This window comes from Mesorhizobium sp. M0478 (assembly GCF_040321305.1).
GTDB lineage: Bacteria > Pseudomonadota > Alphaproteobacteria > Rhizobiales > Rhizobiaceae > Mesorhizobium.
The window spans coordinates 304,896-328,617 of the sequence record NZ_JAMYRH010000004.1 but is presented as its reverse complement, the minus strand read 5'-3'; the positions used below and the strand labels follow the sequence as shown (position 1 = coordinate 328,617).

Below are 23,722 nucleotides of genomic sequence, written 5' to 3'. Positions count from 1 at the left end.
GACAGAAAGCTGACAATGTATCATATCCGAAAAGCTGAGTATGTATCATATTATTCAGCGCTAGGAGAAAGACCGGCAAAGCCGGCGTCCCAGGGAGGCAATTTTGGGAGAGGCTATCAGCCAGTGGAGCAATTGGTCGGGCTATGTCACGGCCACGCCGCAGGCTTTTGCCGAACCGCAGAGTCTCGATGAGCTGAGTGGTGCCATTCGCAACGCGCCGGGACCAGTTCGATTCGCTGGCACGGGCCATTCCTTCACGCCTCTGGTTAAGAATGACGGGACGATCCTGTCGCTTGATCGCTTCGAGGGCCTGAGGTCGCACGATCCCGAAAGGCTGACAGCACGGGTCGGCGCCGGCACCAAGATCGGCGCGCTGGCAAAGCTGTTGCACGGCGTCGGCCAGGCGCTGCCGAACATGGGCGACATCGACAAGCAGGCGTTCGGCGGGGCGCTGGGCACCGCCACCCACGGCTCGGGCATCACGCTCGGCGCTTACCATACCCAGCTCGAGGCGATGCAGATCGTCGACGGGCGTGGCGCCGTGAAAGAGTTCGACCGTGCCAAGAGCCCCGACATGATCGAAGCCATGGGCGCTTCGCTCGGCGCTTTCGGCGCCGTCACCGAAGTGACGATCCGCAACGTGGCGAGTTACCGGATGCGGCACCGCCGCTGGACGGCGCCGATCGCCGATGTGCTTGCGCAATTCGAAAGCACCATGACGGCGCATCGTTCGGCCGAGTTCTACTATGTGCCGTTTTCCGGCCAGGCGCTGCTGATTGCCAGCGACATCACCGAGGCGCCGGCGACGGTGCGTCCGCCGACGGAAGACGACGATGCGGTGACGACGCTGAGAAAACTGCGCGACTATCTCAGCTGGCTCCCTTGGCTGCGCCGCCGTCTCATCGGCTCGGCCTTCGCCAAGGTGCCGGCCGAGGATTATGTCGAGGAGTGGCTGAAGGTCTTCACCTCCGAGCGCAACGTCAAGTTCAACGAGATGGAATACCACCTGCCGTTCGAGGAAGGGGCGCCCGCACTCAGCGAAATCATTGCGCTGCTCGAGACGCGGTTTCCAGAGGTCTATTTTCCGATGGAGGTGCGCGTCGTCGCGCCCGACAATGTCTGGCTCAGCCCCTTCTACAAGCGCCCAACCTGTTCCATCGCCATCCATCACGGCGTCGAGCGCGATCCGATGGCGTTCTTCAACGCCGCCGAGCCGATCTTCAGGAAGCGCGGCGGCCGCCCGCATTGGGGCAAGATGCACAGCCTGACATCAAGGGAATTGAGCGCGCTCTATCCGCGCTGGAACGATGCGATGGCGGTCCGCCGCGAGATGGACCCGGACAACCGCTTCGTGTCGCCCTATATTGCCAGGCTGCTCGGCGTCGCGGCATGAGCCTGACCGACACCTATTTCGCGGAAATGTCGGGCGCGCTCAGGGCAGCCGGGATCTTTCAGCCTTGCCTGGTGCTCGATCTCGACCGGCTCGATCACAACATCGCTGCGATCAAGGCGAAGTTCGCCACGGGCCTCGATCTGCGCCTCGTCGACAAGTCGCTGCCATGCCTGCCGCTGATCGACCATATCCGCGCGGCGTTTGCGACCGACAGGCTGATGACCTTTCATCTGCCGATCAGCGCCGAGATGCTGAAAATGTTTCCCCAAGTCGATCTCCTGTTGGGCAAGCCGATGCCGGTTGCCGGCGCCAGGCACGCGCTGACGAAGGGCGTTCTCGCCGGGCTCGGCGAAGCTACGTCGCGCATCGTCTGGCTGATCGATACCGAGGAGCGGCTGGCCGCCTATGGCTCGCTTGCCGCCGAGCTCGACCGCGAGCTGCGCGTCTGCTTCGAGGTCGATGTCGGCCTTCATCGCGGCGGTATCAGCGATCCCGACTCACTGGCCCGGGCAGTTTCCGCGTTGGCGAATTACCCGCGGCTGAAATGCGAAGGCGTCATGGCCTACGAGGCGCATATCGGCCATATCCCCAAACTGCTGGGAGGACCGGCCAAGGCGCGCGTCAAGGCGATCAGCCTGTTTCGCCAGTATGTCGCTTGCCTTGCCGCCGACCAGCGCAAGATCCTCAATCTTGGCGGCAGCAGCACCGCATTGCTCTATGACAGCTGGGTCGGCGCCAATGAATTGTCCATCGGATCGGCTTTTATGCTGCCGACCGATTTCGATGTGCCGAGCCTCAGCCAATTGTGGCCTGCCGCATTCATCGCGACGCCGATCCTGAAAGTGGTCGATGTCCAGGCGCCGGGCCTCGACCAGCGCTCCTGGCTGCTGCAGAAGCTCGGGCTGTTGCCGCGGCGCGGCTGTTTTCTCTATGGCGGAAAATGGATGGCGAAGCCCGTCCATCCCGTGGGGATGAAGACCGACAAGACGTTCGGCTTTTCGACCAATCAGCAATTCATGGCGCTGCCCGACAACGTCAATGTCGGGCCTGACGACTACGCCTTCCTGCGTCCGACGCAGAGCGAATTCGTGCTACAGCAGTTCGGTTCGATCCAGGTCTATTCCGGCGGGAAATTCGTCGAGCAATGGGCCGCACTGCCGTTTTCGTAGAGCAATTCCAGGAAAAGTGTGAAGCGGTTTTCCCACTGGAATTGCGTCAAACCAAGAGACCGAAGTGGAGGAGGATAGGATGGTCGCCAAGGCAGTCAAAACTCAGCCCGTGCAGCCTGAATGGGCAGCCGAACTCGACCTCGCGCTCACCGATCTCGACGCCAGGAAGGACGACTGGGCGCAGACCTCGAATGGCGAGCGGATCGCCTTGCTGCGGCAGGTCAAGGATCACGTCCGCGAGGTCGCCGGGGCGTGGGTCAAAACCGCGACGCGCAAGAAGGGCATCCCGACCGGCTCGCCGCTGGAAGGTGAGGAATGGCTGGCTGGCCCGGCGGCGCTGATGGATGGCTGCAACCAGTTCATCCACACGCTGAGCCTTATGGAGGGCAAGAAGTTCCTTGACAGTCTGCCGGTTCGCACCTTGCCCAACGGACAGGTGGCTGTGACGGTGGTTCCGAATTCGCTCTGGGACAAGGTGTTGTTCACCGGGCTGAAGGCCGAGATCTGGATGCAGCCCGGCGTGACCAAGGCGAACCTCGCCGCAAACACCGCATCGGCCTATGACGCGCCGCGCACCAGCCGCAAGGGCAAGATCGGCCTCGTGCTCGGCGCCGGCAATGTCGCCTCGATCGCGCCGCTCGACTGCCTGCACAAGCTTTTGGTCGAGCACCAGGTGGTTCTGCTCAAGATGAACCCGGTCAACGACTATCTGATCGATTTCCTGCGGCCGGCGCTGCGGCCGCTGATCGAATTCGGAGCGCTGCGCATCGTGCGCGGTGGCGCCGATGTCGGCGCGTATCTGTGCAACCACGATCTCGTCGACGACATCCACATCACCGGTGCCGCCGCCTCGCATGACGCGATCGTCTGGGGGCCTGGCGAGGAGGGCCGCAAGAACAAGGCGGCGGGCACGCCGCGCAACAGCCGGCGTATCACCTCGGAGCTTGGCGGCGTGGCACCCACCATCGTGGTGCCCGGTCCGTGGTCGGATGCCGATATCACCTACCACGCCGAACTGATCGCTACCCAAAAGCTCAACAATTCCGGTTTCAACTGCATCGCCTGCCAAATGCTCGTGTTGCCCGAAGGCTGGGGCAAATCCGATGCGCTTCTGGCGGCCCTCGAAAAGGTGATGCAGAAAGCCCCGTCGCGCCCGGCCTATTATCCCGGCGCGACCGAGCGCCTCGCCGCCTTCGAGGCGCATGCCGACAGCGTACAGAAATTCGAGCGGCCCGGCGGGCCGGCCTGCGTGGTGGTGCCGTTCCGGCCGGGCACGGATACCTATCTCGAAAATGCCGAGGTGTTCGCGCCGGCGCTCAGCGTCATGCGGCTGCCGGCGGGCAATGCGGAATCCTATCTGCGCGCCGCTGTCGCCTACGCCAATGAAAAGCTGCACGGCACGCTTGCCGCCAACATCCTCATCCATCCCAGGACGATCGCCGAGATCGGCCGGCAGCGCTTCGAGGAAATCATTGCCGAACTGCGCTATGGCGGCATCGGCATCAATTCCTGGAGCGGCGTTCTGTTCGCGCTGCTGCGCCCGACCTGGGGTGCTTTCCTTGGCCACACGCTCGACGATGTGCAGAGCGGCATCGGCGTCGTCCACAACACCTATTTGTTCGACAGACCGGAGCGCAGCGTGCTCGAAGCGCCGTTCCGCATCATGCCGAAGCCGGCCTGGTTCCTGACCCACAAAAGGGCACACATGGTCGGCCGCCTGATCACCGAGTTCAACTACCAGCCGAGCCTCCTGAAGCTGCCGCGCATCATCTGGAACGCGCTGCGCGGCTAGCAACGAGCATCCGATCTCGAAAACAAAAGCCGGCACAGGAGCTACGACAATGGCTGACGCGGACGCAATCATCGTTGGCGGCGGGCTGGCCGGCCTGGCCGCAGCCGCGGAACTCGGCGATGCCGGCAAGCGCGTGATCATCGTCGAGCAAGAGGGTGGCGGTTTTCTCGGCGGCCAGGCATTCTGGTCGCTCGGCGGCCTGTTTTTGGTCAACACGCCCGAGCAACGCCGCCTGCGCATCAAGGACAGCCGCGACCTCGCCTGGCAGGATTGGCTGGGCTCTGCCCAGTTCGACCGGCCCGAGGACCATTGGCCAAGGAAAGTGGCGGAAGCCTATGTCGATTTCGCCGCCGGCGAGATGCGGCCGTGGCTCTACGCCATGGGCATGCGCTGGTGGCCGGTGGTCGGCTGGGCCGAGCGCGGCGGCGCGCTGGCCAATGGCCACGGCAATTCAGTGCCGCGCTTCCACCTGACATGGGGCACTGGGCCGGGCGTGGTCGCGCCGTTCGAAAGGCGCGTGCGCGAGCACGTCGCCAAAGGGCTGATCACGCTGAAATTCCGCCATCAGGTCAACCGGCTGGTCAAAACCAATGGTGCGGTCACCGGCGTCATGGGTGAAATGCTGGAGGCGTCCAATGTCGAGCGCGGCAAGCAGTCGAGCCGCACGGCCGTCGGCGATTTCGAGCTTTCGGCCGGTGTCGTGATCGTCACCTCGGGCGGCATCGGCGGCAATCATGAGTTGGTTCGCAAGGTTTGGCCGGTCGGGCGGCTGGGGCCAGCGCCGAAGCGTATGGTTGCCGGCGTGCCGCACCATGTCGACGGCCGCATGGTGGCGATCACCCAGGACGCCGGCGGGGCCGTCATCAACGCCGACCGCATGTGGCACTATGTCGAGGGGATCAAGAACTGGGATCCGATCTGGCCGAACCACGGCATTCGCATCCTGTCGGCGCCGTCGCCGCTATGGTTCGATGCTCTGGGACAACGCATGGAGGCGCCGTTCTTCCCGAGCTTCGATTCGCTCGGCACCTTGAAGCGTATCCTGTCGACGGGACACGATTATTCCTGGTTCGTGCTGAGCAAGACGATCGCTTCGAAGGAGTTCGTGCTGTCGGGTTCGGAGCAAAACCTAGACTTTACGGCCAAGGATTGGCGGGCCGTGCTGAAGAACCGGCGCGGCGGCAAGGCGCCACCATCGGTGGCAGCGTTCCTGGAAAAGGGCGAGGACTTCGTCGTCCGCGACAACCTGGCCGACTTGGTCGCCGGCATGAACGCGCTGTCAGGCGACAATCTGCTCGACTACGACCGGCTCAAGGCGCAGATCGTGGCGCGCGATCGCGAGGTCGACCATGCCTATACCAAGGATGCGCAGGTCACAGCCGTCCGCGGCGCCCGCAACTACATTGGCGACAAGATCTTCCGGGTGACCAAGCCGCACAAGATACTCGATCCCAGGCACGGGCCGCTGATCGCGGTGCGCCTCAACATCCTGACGCGCAAAACGCTTGGCGGCCTGCACACCAATCTCAATTCGCAGGTTCTCGACGGCAATGGCGAACCCATTGCCGGGCTCTATGCGGCAGGCGAGGTGGCCGGCGGCGGTGGCGGCGGCTATCACGGCTACAATGCGCTGGAAGGGACATTTCTCGGGAGCTGCATCTTCTCCGGCAGGAACGCAGGCCGGCACGCCGCGGGCAGGTGACGCGGCTGGCGGGCCAAGAAAAGGTCGATAAGAACAGGACATCCGCCATGTCCCATGGATAGCGAATGCTTTCGATCGAATGTCAAAGGCATCAAACGGCGTGATGTTTGCAAGCAACCACTGCTAGCTAAAATATGTTTCCGGTTGCATTTACTTGCCGATCCTTCTCTTGCCATGCGTCGAGAATTTTGACGCCGCTGCTTGCCGCAACCCAGGCGGTCAGCCAGTTGCGGCTTGCCGGCGCCGACGGTTCCCATGCGCTGGTGCTCGGCGCTGCGGCACATCAGAGGCCTGCGTTACGCTGGCGCCACCGCGAAATTGAGCTCGAGGTCCTGAAGGCCTGGCCGCAAGGTCGGCCGGGCTACCACTCGGCGAAGGAGCCGTCCTTGTGACGCCAGACCGGGTTGCGCCAGCGGTGGCCTTCCTTGGCCCTTTCCTTGACGTAGTCCTCGTCGATCTCGACGCCGAGGCCGGGACCATCGGGGATTGCGACATAGCCATCCTCGTAGCGAAAGACGTCCTTGTTGGCGGCATAATCGAGCAAATCGTTTGCGGCGTTGTAGTGGATGCCGAGGCTCTGTTCCTGGATGAAGCAGTTGTAGCTGACGGCATCGAGCTGCAGGCAGGCGGCAAGCGCGATCGGCCCGAGCGGGCAGTGTGGCGCCACCGCAATGTCATAGGCCTCGGCCATCGCCGCGATCTTGCGGCATTCGGTGATGCCGCCGGCATGCGACAGGTCCGGCTGGATGATATCGACGGCGCCTTGCTCGAACACCGACTTGAAATCCCAGCGGCTGTAAAGACGCTCGCCGAGCGCGATCGGCGTCGAGCCCAGCGCTGCGATCTCCTTCAGCGCCTCGCGATTTTCGCTCAGCACCGGCTCCTCGATGAACATCAGCCGGTAGGGTTCGAGCTCCTTAACCAGCATGCGCGCCATCGGCCGATGCACGCGGCCGTGGAAATCGACGGCGATGCCAATGTTGGACCCAACGGCCTCGCGCACCATGGCGACTCGTTCGACAGCCGCATCTATTCTGTCATGGCTGTCGACGATCTGCAGTTCCTCGGTGCCATTCATCTTCAGCGCCTGGAAGCCGCGCGCCACCACTTCCCTGGCGCCCGCGGCCACTTCCGCCGGCCGATCGCCGCCGATCCAGGAATAGACCTTGATGCTGTCGCGCAATTTGCCGCCGAGCAGTTCATGCACCGGGACGCCGAGCGCCTTGCCCTTGATGTCCCACAGCGCCTGGTCGATGCCGGCAATGGCGCTCATCAGGATCGGCCCGCCGCGGTAGAAGCCGCCGCGATGCATCACCGTCCAATGGTCCTCGATCAGGCGCGGGTCCTTGCCGATGAGATAATCGCCGAGTTCCTTGACCGCTGCCTCGACCGTCAGCGCACGGCCTTCGACCACAGGCTCGCCCCAGCCGGTAACGCCGGCATCAGTCTCGATCTTCAGGAACAGCCAGCGCGGCGGGACGATGTAGGTGGTGAGCGAGATGATTTTCATGCTGGTCTCAGTTGTTCTTGAGTTTCTTGGCGCTGACCAGGTCGCGCGCCGCAAGGTCGAGGATCCGGCCTGCCGCCGCACGCGCCGCCGCGGCATCGCGCATGCGCAGCGCCTCGACCACCTCACGGTGCGCCGCCACCGCTTCCATGCGCCGGGCGAGCGAAATGGTCGCCGTTGCTTCGAGCGAGAATTTCAGCCCGGTGTCGATCAGATTGCCGATCTGGCGGAAGATCGGGTTGTGGCTCGCGGCATAGACGATCTGGTGGAAAGTGATGTCCGAGCGCGAGAAGGCGGCGAGATCCTCGCCGGCATTGGCCATGCCGCGCCAGGCGGCTTCGAGATCGGCGATCTCCTGCAGCGTCGCACGAGTCGCCGCCAGTTCAGCTACCAGCGGCTCGATGGCGCGGCGCGTCTCGAGGATGGCGTCGAACAATTTGTCGTCCAGCGCATGCGGCGCGTGCCAGGCCAGCACCTGCGGGTCGATGATGTTCCAGTTGTCCTGTTCACATACAACCGTGCCGATGCGCGGCCGCGACAGCACCAGCCCCTTGGCGGCCAGCACCTTCAGCGCCTCGCGGATGACGGTGCGGCTGACGCCATATTCGACTCCGAGTTCGTTTTCGGTCGGCAGAGACGAGCCGGCGGGATAGCGTCCGGAAAAGATGTCTGAGGCAAGCGCCTTGGTCACATCGGGCATGACGCGCGGGCGGCGGGTGTCGCCTGATGCCTTCTTCGAAGTTTCGGTCACCTCAGCCCTCCTCCAAGGCGGCGAAACCACTGATCTCGCGTCCCCGGCCTTACCGGATGCGGATGATTTGCGCCAGCGGTCCCTGGTCAGAGCATGTAGCTCAATTATCATACCAGATCAATTGACGAGTATGATAAAAAGAATTAGAGACTCTGCATCCGGGCTGAGCGCCCGGCCATCGCTGGGAGGTAATCATGCGACTTCTGAAGACCGCGCTCGTCGCGGGCGCGCTTGCCGTGCTGTCCGTCACGACCATCGCTGCATATGCTCAGGACACCAAGATAGGTTTTATCGTCAAACAGCCCGAGGAGCCGTGGTTCCAGGACGAATGGAAGTTCGCCGACCAGGCCGCCAAGGAGAAGGGTTTTACCCTGGTCAAGATCGGCGCCGAGGACGGTGAGAAGCTGATGTCGGCGATCGACAATCTCGGCGCGCAGGGCGCGCAAGGCTTCATCGTCTGCACGCCTGATGTGAAGCTCGGCCCCGGCATCGTCGCCAAGGCCGCCGCCAACAATCTCAAGCTGATGACGGTTGATGACCGTCTGGTCGGCGCAGACGGGAAGGCGCTGGAAGACGTGCCGCATATGGGCATTTCGGCGACCAAGATCGGCGAGGCCGTCGGCCAGGCGATCGTCGACGAAATGAAGGCGCGCGGCTGGAAGGCCGACGAGGTTGGCGCCATCCGCGTCTCCTATGATCAGTTGCCGACCGCCGTCGACCGGGTCGAAGGCGCCATTTCGGTGCTGAAGGCCAACGGCTTCAAGGCCGAAAACATCTTTGACGCGCCGCAGGCCAAGACCGATACCGAGGCTGCGCTCAATGCGGCGACGGTGGTACTCAACGCCCATGCCGACATCAAGAAGTGGGTCTCCTTCGGCCTCAACGACGAAGCCGTTCTCGGCGCCGTGCGCGCTTCCGAAAGCGTCGGCATCCCGGCCGAAAACGTGATTGGCGTCGGCATTGGCGGCGCGGATTCGGCGATCAACGAGTTCAAGAAGCCGACCGCCACCGGCTTCGTCGGCACGGTGATCATCTCGCCGAAGCGTCACGGCTACGAGACTGCGCTCAACATGTATGACTGGGTCGCCAACAACAAGGAACCCGAGAAGCTCATCCTGACCGCCGGTGCGCTGGCCAAGCGCGACGACTACCAGACGGTCCGCAAGGGTCTCGGCATCGAATAATCCTCCCTGTACAAACAGGCGGCGGCTCATAGCCGCCGCCTGTTTGGCATGGCAAAAGGATAGGCGCCCCATGTCCCTTCTCGACTTCTCGGAAATCACCAAGACCTATCCGGGCGTCAAGGCGCTGTCCGGCGTCTCGTTCAGCGTCGACAAGGGCGCCGTGCATGGCTTGATGGGCGAGAACGGCGCCGGCAAATCCACGCTGATCAAGATCCTGTCGGGCGACCAGCATGCCGATGACGGCGCAATCAGCATCGACGGCGAGGTCCAGGCCTATTCATCGACGAGGGATGCCTTCGACAATGGCGTCATCGTCATCCACCAGGAACTGCAGCTGGTTCCTGAGCTCACTGTTGCCGAAAACCTCAGCCTCGGCCGCTTCCCCGCCAACGCCGGCATCATCGCCCGTGCCAGGATGCTGGACGATGTTGGCGCCAAGCTGAAATCGGCGGGCATCGACATCGACATCAGCCGCAAGGTCAAGACGCTGTCGATCGGCGAGCGCCAGATGGTCGAGATCGCCAAGGCGATCATGCTCGACGCGCGCGTCATCGCTCTGGACGAGCCGACCTCGTCATTGTCGTCGCGCGAAAGCGAAATCCTGTTTGCCCTGATCGACCGCCTGCGCGGCGAGGGCAAGGTCATCATCTATGTATCGCACCGGCTGGACGAAGTGTTCCGCCTCTGCGACAGCCTGACCGTGCTGCGCGACGGCAAGCTCGCGGCGCACCATGCGTCGCTGAAAAACGTCACACGCGACCAGGTCGTCGCCGAAATGGTCGGCCGCGAAATCTCCGATATCTGGGGGTTTCGCCCACGCCCGGCCGGCGATGTCCGGCTGAAGGTCGACGCTGTTTGCGGAGTAAAACTGACGACGCCCGCCAGCTTCGAGGCGAGGGCGGGCGAGATCGTCGGCTTCTTCGGCCTGATCGGCGCGGGGCGCTCGGAACTGATGCGGCTGGTGTTCGGCGCCGACCCGCGCTCAGGTGGCACCATTACCGTTGATGGCAAGGTCGTGCATGCCACCGATCCGCATGACGCGATCCGCGCCGGGATCGTTTTGTGCTCGGAAGACCGCAAGCATGACGGCATCATCCAGGGCCGCTCGATCGAGGAGAACATCAACATCTCGTCGCGGCGTCATCACACACGCTTCGGAATCTTGAACCGCGCTAACGAGATCGCCACCGCCGAGACCTTCATCAAGAAGCTCAAGGTGCGCACGCCGTCGCGCAAGCAGGACATCATCAACCTCTCCGGTGGCAACCAGCAGAAGGTCATTCTCGGCCGCTGGCTGTCGGAGCAGGGCGTGCGCGTGCTTATCGTCGACGAGCCGACACGCGGTATCGATGTCGGCGCCAAAGCGGAAATCTACGAACTGCTCTACCAGCTTGCCGAAGACGGCATGGCGATCGTCGTCGTCTCGTCCGAACTGCCGGAAGTGATGGGCATTTGCGACCGCATCCTGGTGATGTGCGGCGGGCGCATCAGCGCCGAACTCGCGCGCGACCAGTTCGCCGAAAAAGCGATCCTGGCCGCCGCTCTTCCCGATCAGAAAACCCCCGACGCGATCGCATCCTGAGGATCTTTGCCATGACCGATCAGTTGAAGAAGATCCTGCTCGGCGAACAGGGCCTCGTCGTGATCTTCATCGTCGCCTTCGCGCTGGTGTCGCTGCTGGTGCCGAATTTTCTGACCGACCGCAACATGCTCGGCCTGCTGCAATCGGTGGTCACCGTCGGCATCGTCGCCTGCACGATGATGTTCTGCCTCGCCGCGCGCGACTTCGACCTCTCGGTCGGTTCGATCGTTGCTTTCGCCGGCATGGTCGCGGTGATGGCGTCGAACTATACCGGATCGATCATCCTCGGGCTTCTTGCGGCAATCGCCTGCGGCGCCTTCGTCGGCTTCATCAACGGCGTCGTCATCGCCAAGTTCCGCATCAACGCGCTGATCACGACGCTTGCTACCATGCAGATCGTGCGCGGCCTTGCGCTGATCGCATCCGATGGCCGCGCCGTCGGCATCAACAGCCCGGATTTCTACCAACTGGCGCTGTCGAAGCTGTTCGGCATTCCGACGCCGGTCTGGGTCCTGGCCGTGCTGTTCTGCATCTTCGGTTTTGTCCTCAATCGTACCGTGTTCGGCAAGAACACGCTGGCCATCGGCGGTAACCCGGAGGCTTCGCGCCTGGCCGGCGTCAATGTCGACTGGACGCGCATCTGGATCTTTGCGCTGCAAGGCGTGGTTTGCGGCATCGCCGGCATCCTTTTGGCCTCGCGCATCACGTCGGGCCAACCCAATGCGGCGGTGGGGCTTGAACTCTCGGTCATCTCGGCCTGCGTGCTCGGCGGCGTCTCGCTTGCCGGCGGCCGCGCCACCATGTCGGGCGTCATCGTCGGCGTGCTGATCATGGGCATCGCCGAAAACGCCATGAACCTGCTCAACATCCCAGCCTTCTACCAATACATTGTGCGCGGCGTGATCCTGCTGCTTGCCGTTTTGCTCGACAATCTGCGTTCGTCGGCACTGGGCCGGCGCTGATCCGTCTTCCAGTGGAGTGACAGCCATGGCTGAGCGCCTGTCCGGCAAACGCATCTTCCTCACCGGCGCCGCGCAAGGCATCGGGCTTGCCATCGCCGAGGCCTGCCTGGCCGAAGGGGCAAAACTGTTCCTGGTCGATCGCGACGGCGCGCTGCTGGACAAAACGGTCGCCGGCCTTGCCGCACCGCAGGGCCATGTCGGACATACCGCAGCCGACATCAGCGACGGGGCCGCGATTGCCGCTGCCGTCAGCCGGGCGACCGACGCGATCGGGCCGATCAACGCGCTGATCAACAATGCCGGGATGAATGTGTTCTCGACGCCGCTCGAGGCGACCGAGGAGGAGTGGAATCGCAATTTCGATGTCAACGTCAAAGGCGCCTGGAACTGCGCCAAGGCGGTGCTGCCGGCAATGATCGCAAATGGCGGTGGCGCGATCCTCAACATCGCCTCGACGCACAGCTTCACCATCATCCCTCATACCTTCCCCTATCCCGTGGCCAAGCACGCGCTGCTTGGGCTGACCAAGTCGCTGGCGCTGGAATATGCCGGGCAGGGCGTGCGCGTGAACGCGCTGGCGCCCGGTTATGTCGAGACGCAGAAGGCGACCGACTATTGGAACAGTTTTGCCGATCCGGTTGCGGCGCGCGCCAAGACGCTGGCGCTGCATCCCGGCGGCCGCATCGCCTCGGCGCGCGAGATCGCGCTGGCCGCTGTGTTCATGATTTCTGAGGAGTGCCCGTTCATGAACGCGGCGACCCTCGTCGTCGATGGCGGGCTCAGCCAGCTACAGCATCCCGCCTGAACGCTGGAGAGGCTCTATTTCTACCGCATCGACCGCCGGCCTAATGGAGCAAGCAGTCGCGATCAGAAACGCTCGCGATAGGCGCGCGGATTGGTGCCCAGCACGCGCAGAAAGCCGCGCCGCATGGTTTCTTCCGAGCCGAAACCGCAGCGGCGGGCCGTCTGGTTGACGGGCTGGCCCCGCTCCAGCATCCGCCGCGCCGCCTCGATCCGGATCTCCTCGATCGCGCGGGCAGGTGTCCGGCCGGTGGCCTCGCGATAGCGCCGCGAGAAGCTGCGCGGGCTCATATTGGCGTGGTCGGCCAACTGCGTGAGCGACAGGTCACCGGCCAGATTTTCGAGGATCCAGCCATGCAGCCGGTCGAAGCGCCCGTCGCCTTGCTGCAGCTTGAGGGTCTGGCTGAATTGCGCCTGGCCACCGGGACGTTTCAGGAAGACCACCAACTCGCGCGCCACGCCGAGCGCCGTGTGCCGGCCAAGGTCGGCCTCGACAAGGGAGAGGGCGAGATCGATCCCCGCCGTTACGCCGGCGGATGTCCAGACATTGCCGTCGCGGATGAAGATCGGATCGGGTTCGAGGCGGACCGCGGGAAAGCGCCGGGCGAACTCCGCGCAGCGTCCCCAATGGGTCACCGCGCGGCGGCCGTCGAGCAGGCCAGCCGTCGCCAGCAGCATGGCGCCGCTGCAGACGGAAGCGCTTCGCGTGGCATCGCGCGAGCGGCTGGCAATCCATTCGACCAGCTGGGCATCGTCGCAGGCCGCGTTGACGCCCCATCCGCCGGGGACAAGCAGCGTGTCGATCTCACCTCCGTGGGTTGGCAGCGCCGTGGCTTCCAGCACCAGACCGGCCGAGGTCCTTATCCGGGGCGAGGCGGCGACGACCACGACCTCGTAGGGGGCCGGCTCGCCCGCCTGCCGCTTGAAGTCGTTGGCGCTGGCAAAGACCTGGAGCGGTCCGCTGACGTCGAGGAGCTGGATGTCGGGATAGGCAAGCACTTCGATACGGCGCATCGGGTTTTGGCCTGAAACGAGGGGTGAATGGCAATCGTGCCAAACCATGATGCCGTAGATTGCCCGAAGTCAACCCACGGAGATTTCCATGCCCCTTCGTTTCGGCATCCTCGTATTCCCCGACGTCCAACAACTCGACCTCACCGGCCCATACGAAGTCCTGGCATCGGCCAAGGATGCCGAGGTGGAACTGATCTGGAAGGATCGCAACCCGGTGACGTCATCGACGCGCCTCTCGCTGACGCCAACCGCGACCTTTGACGATTGCCGGCCCCTCGACGCGCTGTGCATTCCTGGCGGGGGCGGGGTCAACGCGCTGCTGGAGGACCAGACAGTCCTCGATTTCGTGTGGGAGCGCGCGGGGCAGGTGCGCTACATCACCACCGTTTGCAGCGGTGCCCTGGTGCTTGGGGCGGCCGGACTGCTGAGGGGCAAGCGCGCGACCACGCACTGGTATGCGCATGATTTCCTTGAGGAGTTCGGAGCGATCCCGGTCGACGAGCGTATCGTCGAAGACGGCAAGCTCATCACCGCCGGCGGCGTCACTTCGGGGATCGACTTCGGCCTGGCGCTGGTTGCGAGGCTGCTTGGACAGGAGGAGGCCGAGATCGTGCAGCTCTCGCTCGAATACGCCCCGGCTCCTCCCTTTCGGTCCGGCACGCCCGCCGAGGCTTCGCCGGCCGTGCTGGCGCAGGCAAAGGAGCGGCTCGCGGGTTCAAGGCGGGTTCGCGAGGAAATGTTCGCTCGCTGGCGCGAGGCTCGCGCCGCCGCTGCGCCGGCGCGCATCCACGGCTGAAGCAGCAGGGCCGAAGGTGCATCCCCTGGCCCTTCGGCCTTGCTGCGTTTCCACTGTTGACAGGTCCCTTCGTCTGTGCAGAAATTGGTTGGACCATTGAACCACTTCGGTAATAGCCCCGGTGACCGAATTCAGCCTTCCGCCGATCCAGACGACGGCCCGCGACGACGCGGTGCTGAAGGCGTTGGCCGGCTTCGTCATGCGCGAGAAGCTGGAACCCGGTGAGAGGCTGCCGACCGAACGCATCCTCGCTGAGCGTCTGAAGGTCAGCCGCAACACGGTGCGCGAGGCGCTGACGCGCTGGGAAGGGCTTGGCCTGGTCGAGCGCCGGCAGGGCTCGGGCACCTATCTCAAGGCCGCCGTCTCGCTCGACATGCTGCACATGCCGCTGACGCTTGCCGGCGGCAATGATTTCACCGGCCTGATGCGCACGCTGGAAATCCGCCGCGCGCTGGAAGCGGAAGCCGCCGCCCTTTGCGCCATTCGTGCCGACAAGGACGACCTCGCCGAGATCGAGCGCAAGCTCGACATCATGGAGGAAGAGTTTCTCAGCCGCGCCGGCATGTCGTCGGAAGAGGACTGGGAATTCCATCAGGCGATCTACCGCGCCTGCGGCAATCCGCTGTTCGAGCAGATTATCGCCGCCATGCACGAACTGTTCCACCGCTTCTGGGAACATCCGCTCGGCGTGCGCGATTTCGGCCACGCAAGCTTTCCCTACCACCGCACCATGTTCGACTGCATCGCCGCGAACGATCCGGAAGGCGCCCGGGCCGAAGCGCTGAAGCTGATCGCCACGGTCGAGGACGATTTGAAGCGCGGCGCCGCCAACCTCAAACTTTCGGTCCGCACATGAACGAGCACAGCTTCGACCCAGGCATTTCCGGCAGCGACTATCTCGCCGAGGCGGCGACGCTTCTGGCGCATGACGACCCGTTCCCCGGCAATGCGGTGGTGCCGCCGATCTACCAGACCTCGCTGTTCACCTTCGCCAGCTATGCCGACATGGCCGACACCTTTGCCGGGCGCAGGAAACAGCCGATCTATTCGCGCGGCGACAATCCGACGGTGATGGAATTCGAGTCGCGCGTCGCAGCGCTTGAAGGTGCTGAAGCCGCACGTGGTTTTTCGAGCGGCATGGCTGCGATCAGCGCGACGTTGCTGGCTTTCGTCGGCGCAGGCGAACGCATCCTTGCGGTGCGCAATTGCTATGGCGACGCCTACCGACTGTTCGAGCGGCTGTTTCCGCGCCTGCATATCAAGGTCGACTATGTCGACGGCTCCGATCCGGATGCGGTGGCCGCGGCACTTCCCGGTGCGAAACTGCTCTACCTGGAAAGCCCGACCTCGATGATGTTCGAGCTGCAGGATCTCGAACATCTGACGCGGCTGGCGAAAGAGCAGGGCATCGTCACCACAATCGACAATTCCTGGGCGACGCCGGTGTTCCAGAAGCCGATCCTGCACGGCGTGGATCTGGTGCTGCATTCCGCCTCGAAATATCTCGGCGGTCACAGCGATACTGTCGCCGGCGTGGTGGCCGGCTCGGCCGCCCACATCAAGCATATCAACGACCAGACCTATTCGCAGCTCGGCGCCAAGCTGTCGCCTTTCGAGGGCTGGCTGCTGTTGCGCGGCCTGCGCACGCTGCCGCTGAGACTGCCGCATCACATGAAGAGCGGGCTCATCATCGCCGAGCGCTTGAAGGCGCATGACAAGGTCGAGCGGGTCAATCATCCCGCCTATTCCAACCATCCCGGCAAGAAGACGCTTGCCGGCTATGCCGGGCTGTTCTCCTTCGAGGTGACGGAGGATGTCGACATTCCCGCTTTCGTCGATGCGCTGAAATTTTTCCGCATCGGCGTCAGCTGGGGTGGTCATGAAAGCCTGGTCGTGCCGGCAAAGGCCTCGCTCGAGCAGACGCCGGGTCTCAATTCGATGGCGCGCTTCGGCGTCAGCCCCCGAACCATCCGCTTCAATGTCGGATTGGAAAGCGTCGAAGACCTCTGGGCCGACATCGGCCAGGCCTTCGACAAAGCAAAAAAATGACTGGGTTCAAAATGGGAGTTCTGAACATGAAACGACTGAGCATCATGCTTGCCACCGCTGCCGGCCTGGCGATGTCCGCCAGCGGCGCATTGGCCGACACCACCCTCAAGCTGGTCGAGGTCATCACCAGCCCGCAGCGCACCGAATTCCTGAAGAAGCAGATCGCCGAGTTCGAGGCCGCCAATGCCGGCGTCAAGGTCGAGGTGGTCTCGCTGCCCTGGGGCCAGGCGTTCGAGAAATTCCTCACCATGGTGCAGGCCGGCGATACGCCCGACATCGTCGAGATGCCGGAGCGCTGGATGGGCCTCTACGCCACCAACGGCCAGCTCGAGGATCTCGGTCCCTACATGGCCAAATGGGATGATGCCAAAACGCTCGGCGACCGCGCCAAGCAGTTCGGCTCGACCGTCAACAACACCCAGTTCATGATCCCGTACGGCTACTATGTGAATGCGCTGTTCTGGAACAAGAAGCTGTTCAAGGAGGCCGGTCTCGACGGCCCGCCGGCGACACTCGACGACTTCATCGCCGACTCCAAGAAGATCTCCGCCATTCCAGGCAAGTACGGCTATTGCCTGCGTGGTGGGCCGGGCGCCTTCAACGGCATGCACATGTTCATGAACATCGCCGCCGGCAAGGGCGGCTACTTCAACGAGGACGGCACCTCGACCATCAACGAGGAGGGCTCGGTCAAGGGCCTGCAGATGCTGGCCGACATGTACAAGGACGGGCTGGCGCCCAAGGATGCGGTGAGCTGGGGCTTTAACGAGACCGTCACCGGCTTCTATTCCGGCACCTGCGCCATGCTCAACCAGGATCCGGATGCGCTGATCGGCATTGCCGACAAGATGAGTGCCGACGATTTTGCCGTGGCGCCGCTGCCTGTGGGGCCAAGCGGCAAATCCTATCCGACGCTGGGCTATGCCGGCTGGGCGATGTTCGCCAATTCGCAGCACAAGGACGATGCCTGGAAGCTGATGGCGACGCTGTTGTCGCCCAAGGACAATCTCGAATGGGCCAAGGAAGTCGGCGTCGTGCCGATCCACAATGGCGCCGACCAGGATGCCCACTTCAAGACCGAGCAGTTCAAAGGCTGGTTCACCGAACTCAGCGACACTTCCAAATATGAAATGGTGACGCCGCCGACACATCTGGAGAACCTCGGCAATTTCGTCGACCAGGTGGCGATCAAGAATTTCCAGGAAGTGCTGCTCGGCCAGAAGTCGGCCAAGGACGTTGCCGATCAATGGGCCGCGTTCCTGACCAAGGAACAGCAGGACTGGCTGGCCAAGAACAAGAAGTAGTTCTTCCACCTTCTCCCCGTTTACGGGGAGAAGGTGGCCCGAATGCATGTCGCCCAAAAGTGCGTAGCGGTTTTGGGACAACGACATGCACAGACAGGCCCGGATGAGGGGCAGCGCGAGCACCCCAAGGTTGGCGCCGCCCCTCATCTGCCTGCCCGTCCTCCGCAGCAGCTGCGCTGCAGCTACGGAGGGTGGACCGGCATCTTCCTCGTGAGCGGGTAGGACGCTTGTCGCCAATCCCGGCGCTCCTCCAGGAGACGATTTAGCACCCAATGACCTACGCCGTGTCCGAAATACGATCCGCAGGCCGGCCGCGAAAGAAGCGGCTGACGCATGCGGCCATCGAGCCCTGGCTTTATCTTTCGCCGGCAATCGTTCTGCTGGTCGTGGTGCTGCTGGTGCCGCTGATCATCGGCATCAGCTATTCGTTCCGGAAGTTCTCCGCCTTCAAATCCGAATATGTCGGTCTAGGCCAGTACCAGGCGATGCTGACCGACCAGGTGCTGGGGCAGGCGCTGGTCAACACGCTGTGGTGGACCGTCGCCAGCCTGTTCTTCCAGTTCTTCCTCGGCCTGGGTCTGGCGTTGCTGCTCGACAAACCGTTTGTCGGGCGCAAGTTCGTGCAGGCGGTGGTGTTCCTGCCCTGGGCGGTGCCATCTTTCCTGTCGGGCCTGACCTGGGCGTGGTTGTTCAATCCGATCATCGGACCACTGCCGCATTGGCTTTTCACGCTCGGGCTGAAGGCCGAGCCGACCAATGTGCTGTCCGATCCGGCCACCGCCATGTGGGGGCCGATCATCGCCAACATCTGGTTCGGCATTCCGTTCTTCGCCATCACGCTGCTGGCGGCGCTGAAGTCGATCCCGTCGGAACTGCATGAGGCGGCCGCAATCGACGGCGCTTCGCCTTGGCAGCGCTTCACCAAGGTGACGCTGCCGTTCCTGGCGCCGACCATCGTCATCACCGTCATGCTGCGTACGATCTGGATCGCGACCTTCGCCGATCTGATCTTCGTCATGACCGAGGGCGGGCCGGCCGGCTCGACCAGCACGGTGCCGGTCTACATCTATGTCAGCGCCTTCAAGTCGCTGGACAAGGGCTATGCCTCCGCGGTGGCGGTGCTGCTACTGGTACTGCTCATCGCCTATGCGATCGCGCTGATCGCCATCCGCCGGTTGCTGGTGAGGCACGTCTGATGATTGCCGGACGCTCTACCTCCTCGCGCATCTTCAGCGGCGTCGGCCTCTACGCGGCGATTGCCGCCTATATGATCTTCGCCCTGTTCCCGATCTTCTGGACGCTGAAGATTTCGGTGACGCCGGAGCGGCTGCTCTATTCCGAGGGCATCACGCTGTGGCCGTCGCAGACGACCTTCCGCAACTTCATCACTGTCCTGGAAGCCTCTGACTTCCCCCGCTATTTCCTCAACAGCGTTATCGTCTCGGTGTCGACGGCGGCCCTGGTGACAGTCATCGCCACGCTCGCCGGCTACGCCATGTCGCGCTTCACCTTTCGCGGCAAGGCAACGCTGGCGATCATGCTTTTGCTGACGCAAACCTTCCCGCTGGTGATGGTCATTCCGCCGATCTACCGCGTCATGGGCGAGCTTGGCCTGACCAACAGTCTGGTTGGTCTGATCATCATCTACACCGCCTTCAACACCGCCTTCGCCACCTTTCTGATGCAGTCCTTCTTCGACGGCATTCCGAAGGATCTGGAGGAAGCGGCGATGATCGACGGCTGCACCCGGGCGCAGGCGATGCGCAAGGTGATCGTGCCGCTGACCTTGCCCGGCATGGGCGCCACGCTCGGCTTCGTCTTCACCGCCGCCTGGAGCGAATTGCTGTTCGCGCTGATGCTGATCTCCAGCGACGACCAGAAGACCTTTGCCGTCGGCCTGCTCACCTATATCGGCAAGTTCGCCGTGGACTGGGGGCAGATGATGGCGGCGTCGATCCTGGCGCTGATCCCGGTCTGCATCTTCTTCGCCTTCCTGCAACGCTATCTCGTCACCGGCCTCACCGCCGGCGCGGTCAAAGGATAATCGATGGCTTCCGTCACGCTGCAAAACGTCGAGAAGGACTACGGTTCGCTGCGCATCCTGCACGGCGTCGACCTCGAAATCGCCGATGGCGAGTTCGTCGTTCTGGTCGGCCCGTCCGGCTGCGGCAAGTCGACCCTTTTGCGCATGATTGCCGGGCTGGAGGAAGTGTCGGGCGGCGAGATCCATATCGGCGATCGGCTGGTCAACGATGTCGCGCCGAAGGACCGCGATATTGCCATGGTTTTCCAGTCCTACGCGCTCTATCCGCACATGGACGTGTCGTCGAACATGGGCTTCAGCCTGCTTTTGAAGAAGGCGGAGAAGACGACGATCGACGGCAGGGTAGGGGCGGCGGCCAAGCGCCTCGGCCTCGACAGTTTCCTCGGACGTCTGCCCAGGCAACTGTCCGGCGGCCAGCGCCAGCGCGTCGCCATGGGCCGCGCCATCGTGCGCGATCCCAAAGTGTTCCTGTTCGACGAACCGCTCAGCAATCTCGACGCCAAATTGCGCGTCCATATGCGCGCCGAGATCAAGGCGCTGCACCAGCAGCTCAAGACCACATCGGTCTATGTCACCCACGACCAGATCGAAGCCATGACTATGGCCGACCGCATCGTCGTCATGCATGACGGTTACGTCCAGCAGGTCGGCCATCCGCTCGAACTCTACGATCGGCCGATCAACACTTTTGTGGCCGGCTTCATCGGCTCGCCCGGCATGAATTTCTTTCCGGCGACAGTCGCCAAGGGCGGAAAGGTGGATGCGGTGCTGGCCGACGGCCAGAAGCTGAGATTGCCTGATGGCTTGCCATCGAAGGATGGCGATGTGCTCACCGTCGGGCTACGGCCGGAGCACATCCAGCTTGCCGACGATGGTCCGCTCAAGGCAGAAGTCGAGGTGGTCGAGCCGCTCGGCCTGTCGACGCAGTTCTATGTCCGGCTCGCCAACCAGCTGGTTTGTGTCTTCGTCATGGGACGCAGCACTATCCGACCGCGCGATACGGTGCGGCTGTCTGCCGATCCGGCGGCGCTGCATCTGTTCGATCCCGCAAGCGGCAACCGCATCGGGTAATCCTATCGAAGGCTGCCCAGGCTGGCATACATGCCGGTGGTACGGAACTGCGTCGGGTTGATGCCGTAGAGCCGGCGGAAGACTTTCGAGAAATAGTTGGCGTCCTCGAAGCCGCACAGGATGGCGACCTCCTTGACCGGCAGGAAATCGGCTTTGGTTAGCAGCTTCGCCGCCCGCTGCAGCCGCTGCTGCAGCACGAACTCGGCCGGCGGAACGCCTTCGCTCTCGGCGAAGCAGCGCGAGAAATGGGCGCGGCTGAGGCCGCTGATCTGGACGAGCTCGGCCACGGGCAACGGCTTGTCGAGATTGGCGTTGATATGATCGATGACCGGCTGCATGACGCTCTGTTTCTCAGTGAAGGCGTGCGAGCCGAAGACATCGTCGTAAAGCGCCATCGCCGCCTCATAGGCGATTGCCGAAGCAGCGCCAGGCGAAGCGCCGCCCTTGATCAGGCGCAGGCTGCAATCGGCGAGATGATCGATCGTCTCCGGCTGCAGCCGAAACACCGGGCCGGAGACGCTGAGTATGGATTTGTGGACGCGCAGCGCCTCCTCGCCATTCATCGAGATCCAGAAATATTCCCAGCGGTCGCCCTTCTCCAGCCAGTAGCGATGGTTGTGTGGCACCAGCACCAGCAGCGTGTCGTTGGCCTGCAGGCGGTAGTTGCGGTTCTCGTAGCGCAGCTGGCCGGTGCCGCTGATCGTGTGCTGCAGCACGGTGAACGGTGTCTGGCCGCGCTTGCGCCCATCCCAGTCATAGGTCACGCCCTCGCGTACTTCATAGCCGGTGCTGGTTGGCATGGCATGCAGGCGCTGGCGGCCGCGCGGCAGCGAGATGGTGCGCATCAACTGTCCGTTGGCGATCAGATCATGCAGCACAAAATTACCCTCGAAAGCATAATCGTTCTCTGGCCGCGCCCTGGAATAACGGCATAATCCAAATCCTGAGAACGCGAAAGACCCGCGGTCGAGGAGCGGGCGGGGAGGAGAACGAGCCGGAATTCCGGCTCGAATGGCATGCGCGCCGAGGCGAGCCGCCATTCCCTTTCCTGTTGCTCCTTACCCGGCATTTCGAATGCATCGAGGTGAGGTGATGAGTTTCAAAATCGCTATTATCGGCGCCGGCAGCGTCGGCTTCACCAAGAAACTGTTCACCGATATTTTGTGCGTCCCGGAATTCAGCGACATCGAATTCGCGCTGACCGATCTCAGCGAACACAATCTGCAAATGATCAAGGCGATCCTCGACCGCATCGTCGAGGCCAACAAGCTGCCGACCAGGGTGACGGCGACGACCGACCGCCGCAAGGCGCTGGAAGGCGCGCGCTACGTCATCAGCTGCGTGCGGGTGGGCGGGCTCGAAGCCTATGCCGACGATATCCGCATTCCCTTGAAATACGGCATCGACCAGTGCGTCGGTGACACGATTTGCGCCGGGGGCATCCTCTACGGCCAGCGCAACATCCCGGTCATCCTCGACTTCTGCGAGGATATATTGGAGGTCGCCGAGCCAGGCGCCAAATTCCTCAACTATGCCAACCCGATGGCGATGAACACCTGGGCGGCGATCGAATATGGCAAGGTCGATACGGTCGGCCTCTGCCACGGTGTCCAGCACGGCGCCGAACAGATCGCCGAAGTGCTCGGCGCCAAGTCGCACAGCGAACTCGATTATGTCTGCTCCGGTATCAACCACCAGACCTGGTTCATCGATTTGCGGCTCAACGGCCGCAAGATCGGCAAGGACGAACTGGTGGCTGCCTTCGAGGCGCATCCGGTCTATTCGCAGCAGGAAAAGCTGCGCATCGACGTGCTGAAGCGCTTCGGCGTCTACTCCACCGAAAGCAACGGTCATCTCTCCGAATATCTGCCCTGGTATCGCAAGCGGCCGGACGAAATCACCCGCTGGATCGACATGTCCGACTGGATCCATGGCGAGACCGGCGGCTATCTTCGCTACTCCACGGAAACCCGCAACTGGTTCGAGACGGAATATCCGCAATTCCTCGAAGCGGCGTCGAAGCCGCTCGACGTCTCGAAGCGCTCGAACGAGCATGCCAGCCATATTCTCGAAGCGCTGGAGACGAACCGCGTCTATCGCGGCCACTTCAACGTCAAGAACACCGGCATCATCACCAATCTGCCGCAGGACGCGATCATCGAATCACCCGGTTTCGTCGATCGCTTCGGCATCAACATGGCGTCAGGCATCACGCTGCCGGAAGCCTGCGCGGCCACCTGCATGGCTTCGATCAACGTTCAGCGCATGTCGGTGCATGCGGCTGTTACGGGCGACATTGACCTGCTCAAGCTCGCGGTGCTGCACGATCCGCTGGTGGGTGCGGTGTCGACGCCGGAAGAGGTCTGGCAGATGGTCGACGAGATGGTCGTCGCCCAGGCGCGTTGGCTGCCGCAATACGCCGATGCCGTGCCGGCCGCCAAGGAGCGGCTTTCGAAATCGATGGTGAAAACCCGCGACTGGGCGGGTGCGGCGCGGCGCAAAGTGCGCTCGATCGAGGAACTGCGCGCCGAAAAAACGGCTCTGAAACAGGCCGGCTGAGAATGCTGGCAGGCGGACAGCGGGAGGCCGGTTCGCCAATCA

At 63.2% G+C, this 23,722-nt stretch carries 20 protein-coding genes; 16 read left to right on the top strand and 4 right to left on the bottom strand.

Annotated elements, in window-relative coordinates; all coding sequences use genetic code 11:
- Positions 1 to 103 precede the first annotated feature (103 nt).
- The 4 genes from NKI64_RS12690 (at position 104) to NKI64_RS12675 (ending at position 6,056) form a co-directional block, all read left to right on the top strand.
- Positions 104 to 1,393, top strand: coding sequence for a D-arabinono-1,4-lactone oxidase (locus tag NKI64_RS12690; RefSeq protein ID WP_023815861.1), 1,290 nt, complete (start codon positions 104 to 106; stop codon positions 1,391 to 1,393).
- The gene (locus NKI64_RS12685; protein ID WP_352668233.1) at positions 1,390 to 2,562 is read left to right on the top strand and encodes an alanine racemase; all 1,173 of its coding nucleotides are present in this window, start codon (positions 1,390 to 1,392) and stop codon (positions 2,560 to 2,562) included. The genes NKI64_RS12690 and NKI64_RS12685 overlap by 4 nt, the downstream gene beginning before the upstream one ends.
- A 79-nt stretch (positions 2,563 to 2,641) precedes the next feature.
- Positions 2,642 to 4,354, top strand: a complete 1,713-nt coding sequence (locus NKI64_RS12680) for an aldehyde dehydrogenase family protein (RefSeq protein WP_352668231.1) — start codon at positions 2,642 to 2,644, stop codon at positions 4,352 to 4,354.
- Between the two features lie 49 nt (positions 4,355 to 4,403).
- Complete coding sequence (locus tag NKI64_RS12675) at positions 4,404 to 6,056, top strand: FAD-binding dehydrogenase (RefSeq protein ID WP_352668228.1); 1,653 nt, start codon at positions 4,404 to 4,406, stop codon at positions 6,054 to 6,056.
- 361 nt (positions 6,057 to 6,417) lie between these two features.
- On the opposite strand, the gene dgoD is transcribed toward NKI64_RS12675, so the two are convergent.
- Both dgoD and NKI64_RS12665 read right to left on the bottom strand, forming a co-directional pair.
- Positions 6,418 to 7,566, bottom strand: a complete 1,149-nt coding sequence (gene dgoD / locus NKI64_RS12670; RefSeq protein WP_352668226.1) for a galactonate dehydratase — start codon at positions 7,564 to 7,566, stop codon at positions 6,418 to 6,420.
- A 7-nt stretch (positions 7,567 to 7,573) separates the two neighbouring features.
- Entirely contained in the window at positions 7,574 to 8,263 is a 690-nt protein-coding gene (locus NKI64_RS12665; RefSeq protein ID WP_245259915.1) for a FadR/GntR family transcriptional regulator, read from the bottom strand.
- Positions 8,264 to 8,508: 245 nt separating this feature from the next.
- Between NKI64_RS12665 and NKI64_RS12660 the strand changes: the two genes are divergently transcribed.
- The 4 genes from NKI64_RS12660 (at position 8,509) to NKI64_RS12645 (ending at position 12,847) form a co-directional block, all read left to right on the top strand.
- On the top strand, positions 8,509 to 9,498 hold the full coding sequence (locus NKI64_RS12660; RefSeq protein ID WP_023668118.1) for an arabinose ABC transporter substrate-binding protein: 990 nt from the start codon (positions 8,509 to 8,511) through the stop codon (positions 9,496 to 9,498).
- Positions 9,499 to 9,568: 70 nt separating this feature from the next.
- Positions 9,569 to 11,080: an L-arabinose ABC transporter ATP-binding protein AraG gene (gene araG, locus NKI64_RS12655; protein WP_352668224.1), complete on the top strand. Its 1,512-nt coding sequence runs from the start codon at positions 9,569 to 9,571 to the stop codon at positions 11,078 to 11,080.
- An 11-nt stretch (positions 11,081 to 11,091) separates the two neighbouring features.
- On the top strand, positions 11,092 to 12,042 hold the full coding sequence (araH, locus tag NKI64_RS12650; RefSeq protein ID WP_023815856.1) for an L-arabinose ABC transporter permease AraH: 951 nt from the start codon (positions 11,092 to 11,094) through the stop codon (positions 12,040 to 12,042).
- Between the two features lie 25 nt (positions 12,043 to 12,067).
- The gene (locus NKI64_RS12645) at positions 12,068 to 12,847 is read left to right on the top strand and encodes an SDR family oxidoreductase (RefSeq protein WP_023739508.1); all 780 of its coding nucleotides are present in this window, start codon (positions 12,068 to 12,070) and stop codon (positions 12,845 to 12,847) included.
- Between the two features lie 62 nt (positions 12,848 to 12,909).
- Here the strand turns inward: NKI64_RS12645 and NKI64_RS12640 are convergent, their stop codons facing one another.
- Positions 12,910 to 13,857, bottom strand: coding sequence for a GlxA family transcriptional regulator (locus NKI64_RS12640; protein WP_352668220.1), 948 nt, complete (start codon positions 13,855 to 13,857; stop codon positions 12,910 to 12,912).
- A gap of 88 nt (positions 13,858 to 13,945) precedes the next feature.
- Between NKI64_RS12640 and NKI64_RS12635 the strand changes: the two genes are divergently transcribed.
- The 7 genes from NKI64_RS12635 (at position 13,946) to NKI64_RS12605 (ending at position 21,121) form a co-directional block, all read left to right on the top strand.
- Complete coding sequence (locus NKI64_RS12635; protein ID WP_352668218.1) at positions 13,946 to 14,653, top strand: DJ-1/PfpI family protein; 708 nt, start codon at positions 13,946 to 13,948, stop codon at positions 14,651 to 14,653.
- Positions 14,654 to 14,774: 121 nt separating this feature from the next.
- Complete coding sequence (locus NKI64_RS12630; protein WP_352668216.1) at positions 14,775 to 15,509, top strand: FadR/GntR family transcriptional regulator; 735 nt, start codon at positions 14,775 to 14,777, stop codon at positions 15,507 to 15,509.
- Positions 15,506 to 16,702 (top strand): PLP-dependent transferase, encoded by a 1,197-nt coding sequence (locus tag NKI64_RS12625; RefSeq protein WP_023712132.1) that lies wholly within the window; start codon positions 15,506 to 15,508, stop codon positions 16,700 to 16,702. The genes NKI64_RS12630 and NKI64_RS12625 overlap by 4 nt, the downstream gene beginning before the upstream one ends.
- Positions 16,703 to 16,728: 26 nt before the next feature.
- Complete coding sequence (locus tag NKI64_RS12620; protein WP_023685297.1) at positions 16,729 to 18,006, top strand: ABC transporter substrate-binding protein; 1,278 nt, start codon at positions 16,729 to 16,731, stop codon at positions 18,004 to 18,006.
- Positions 18,007 to 18,278: 272 nt separating this feature from the next.
- The gene (locus tag NKI64_RS12615; RefSeq protein ID WP_023685296.1) at positions 18,279 to 19,202 is read left to right on the top strand and encodes a carbohydrate ABC transporter permease; all 924 of its coding nucleotides are present in this window, start codon (positions 18,279 to 18,281) and stop codon (positions 19,200 to 19,202) included.
- Positions 19,202 to 20,050 (top strand): carbohydrate ABC transporter permease, encoded by an 849-nt coding sequence (locus tag NKI64_RS12610; protein ID WP_023691354.1) that lies wholly within the window; start codon positions 19,202 to 19,204, stop codon positions 20,048 to 20,050. The genes NKI64_RS12615 and NKI64_RS12610 overlap by 1 nt, the downstream gene beginning before the upstream one ends.
- Positions 20,051 to 20,053: 3 nt before the next feature.
- Complete coding sequence (locus NKI64_RS12605; protein WP_023668129.1) at positions 20,054 to 21,121, top strand: ABC transporter ATP-binding protein; 1,068 nt, start codon at positions 20,054 to 20,056, stop codon at positions 21,119 to 21,121.
- 2 nt (positions 21,122 to 21,123) lie between these two features.
- Here NKI64_RS12605 and NKI64_RS12600 read toward each other — a convergent pair whose 3' ends face one another.
- A complete protein-coding gene (locus NKI64_RS12600; protein ID WP_081725414.1) occupies positions 21,124 to 21,966 on the bottom strand; it encodes an AraC family ligand binding domain-containing protein in 843 nt (280 codons plus the stop codon).
- A gap of 247 nt (positions 21,967 to 22,213) precedes the next feature.
- On the opposite strand from NKI64_RS12600, the gene NKI64_RS12595 reads away from it, so the two are divergent.
- Positions 22,214 to 23,680 carry an alpha-glucosidase/alpha-galactosidase gene (locus tag NKI64_RS12595; protein WP_023729456.1) on the top strand — a complete coding sequence of 489 codons (1,467 nt, stop codon included), beginning with the start codon at positions 22,214 to 22,216 and terminating at the stop codon, positions 23,678 to 23,680.
- Positions 23,681 to 23,722: the final 42 nt, after the last annotated feature.

Coding starts and splice junctions, on each gene's coding strand:
- NKI64_RS12685 (WP_352668233.1), top strand. CDS start 1,390: ATGAGCCTGACCGACACCTATTTCGCGGAAATGTCGGGCGCGCTCAGG.
- NKI64_RS12680 (WP_352668231.1), top strand. CDS start 2,642: ATGGTCGCCAAGGCAGTCAAAACTCAGCCCGTGCAGCCTGAATGGGCA.
- NKI64_RS12675 (WP_352668228.1), top strand. CDS start 4,404: ATGGCTGACGCGGACGCAATCATCGTTGGCGGCGGGCTGGCCGGCCTG.
- dgoD (WP_352668226.1), bottom strand. CDS start 7,566: ATGAAAATCATCTCGCTCACCACCTACATCGTCCCGCCGCGCTGGCTG.
- NKI64_RS12665 (WP_245259915.1), bottom strand. CDS start 8,263: ATGCCCGATGTGACCAAGGCGCTTGCCTCAGACATCTTTTCCGGACGC.
- NKI64_RS12660 (WP_023668118.1), top strand. CDS start 8,509: ATGCGACTTCTGAAGACCGCGCTCGTCGCGGGCGCGCTTGCCGTGCTG.
- araG (WP_352668224.1), top strand. CDS start 9,569: ATGTCCCTTCTCGACTTCTCGGAAATCACCAAGACCTATCCGGGCGTC.
- araH (WP_023815856.1), top strand. CDS start 11,092: ATGACCGATCAGTTGAAGAAGATCCTGCTCGGCGAACAGGGCCTCGTC.
- NKI64_RS12645 (WP_023739508.1), top strand. CDS start 12,068: ATGGCTGAGCGCCTGTCCGGCAAACGCATCTTCCTCACCGGCGCCGCG.
- NKI64_RS12640 (WP_352668220.1), bottom strand. CDS start 13,857: ATGCGCCGTATCGAAGTGCTTGCCTATCCCGACATCCAGCTCCTCGAC.
- NKI64_RS12635 (WP_352668218.1), top strand. CDS start 13,946: ATGCCCCTTCGTTTCGGCATCCTCGTATTCCCCGACGTCCAACAACTC.
- NKI64_RS12625 (WP_023712132.1), top strand. CDS start 15,506: ATGAACGAGCACAGCTTCGACCCAGGCATTTCCGGCAGCGACTATCTC.
- NKI64_RS12620 (WP_023685297.1), top strand. CDS start 16,729: ATGAAACGACTGAGCATCATGCTTGCCACCGCTGCCGGCCTGGCGATG.
- NKI64_RS12615 (WP_023685296.1), top strand. CDS start 18,279: ATGACCTACGCCGTGTCCGAAATACGATCCGCAGGCCGGCCGCGAAAG.
- NKI64_RS12610 (WP_023691354.1), top strand. CDS start 19,202: ATGATTGCCGGACGCTCTACCTCCTCGCGCATCTTCAGCGGCGTCGGC.
- NKI64_RS12605 (WP_023668129.1), top strand. CDS start 20,054: ATGGCTTCCGTCACGCTGCAAAACGTCGAGAAGGACTACGGTTCGCTG.
- NKI64_RS12600 (WP_081725414.1), bottom strand. CDS start 21,966: ATGCGCACCATCTCGCTGCCGCGCGGCCGCCAGCGCCTGCATGCCATG.
- NKI64_RS12595 (WP_023729456.1), top strand. CDS start 22,214: ATGAGTTTCAAAATCGCTATTATCGGCGCCGGCAGCGTCGGCTTCACC.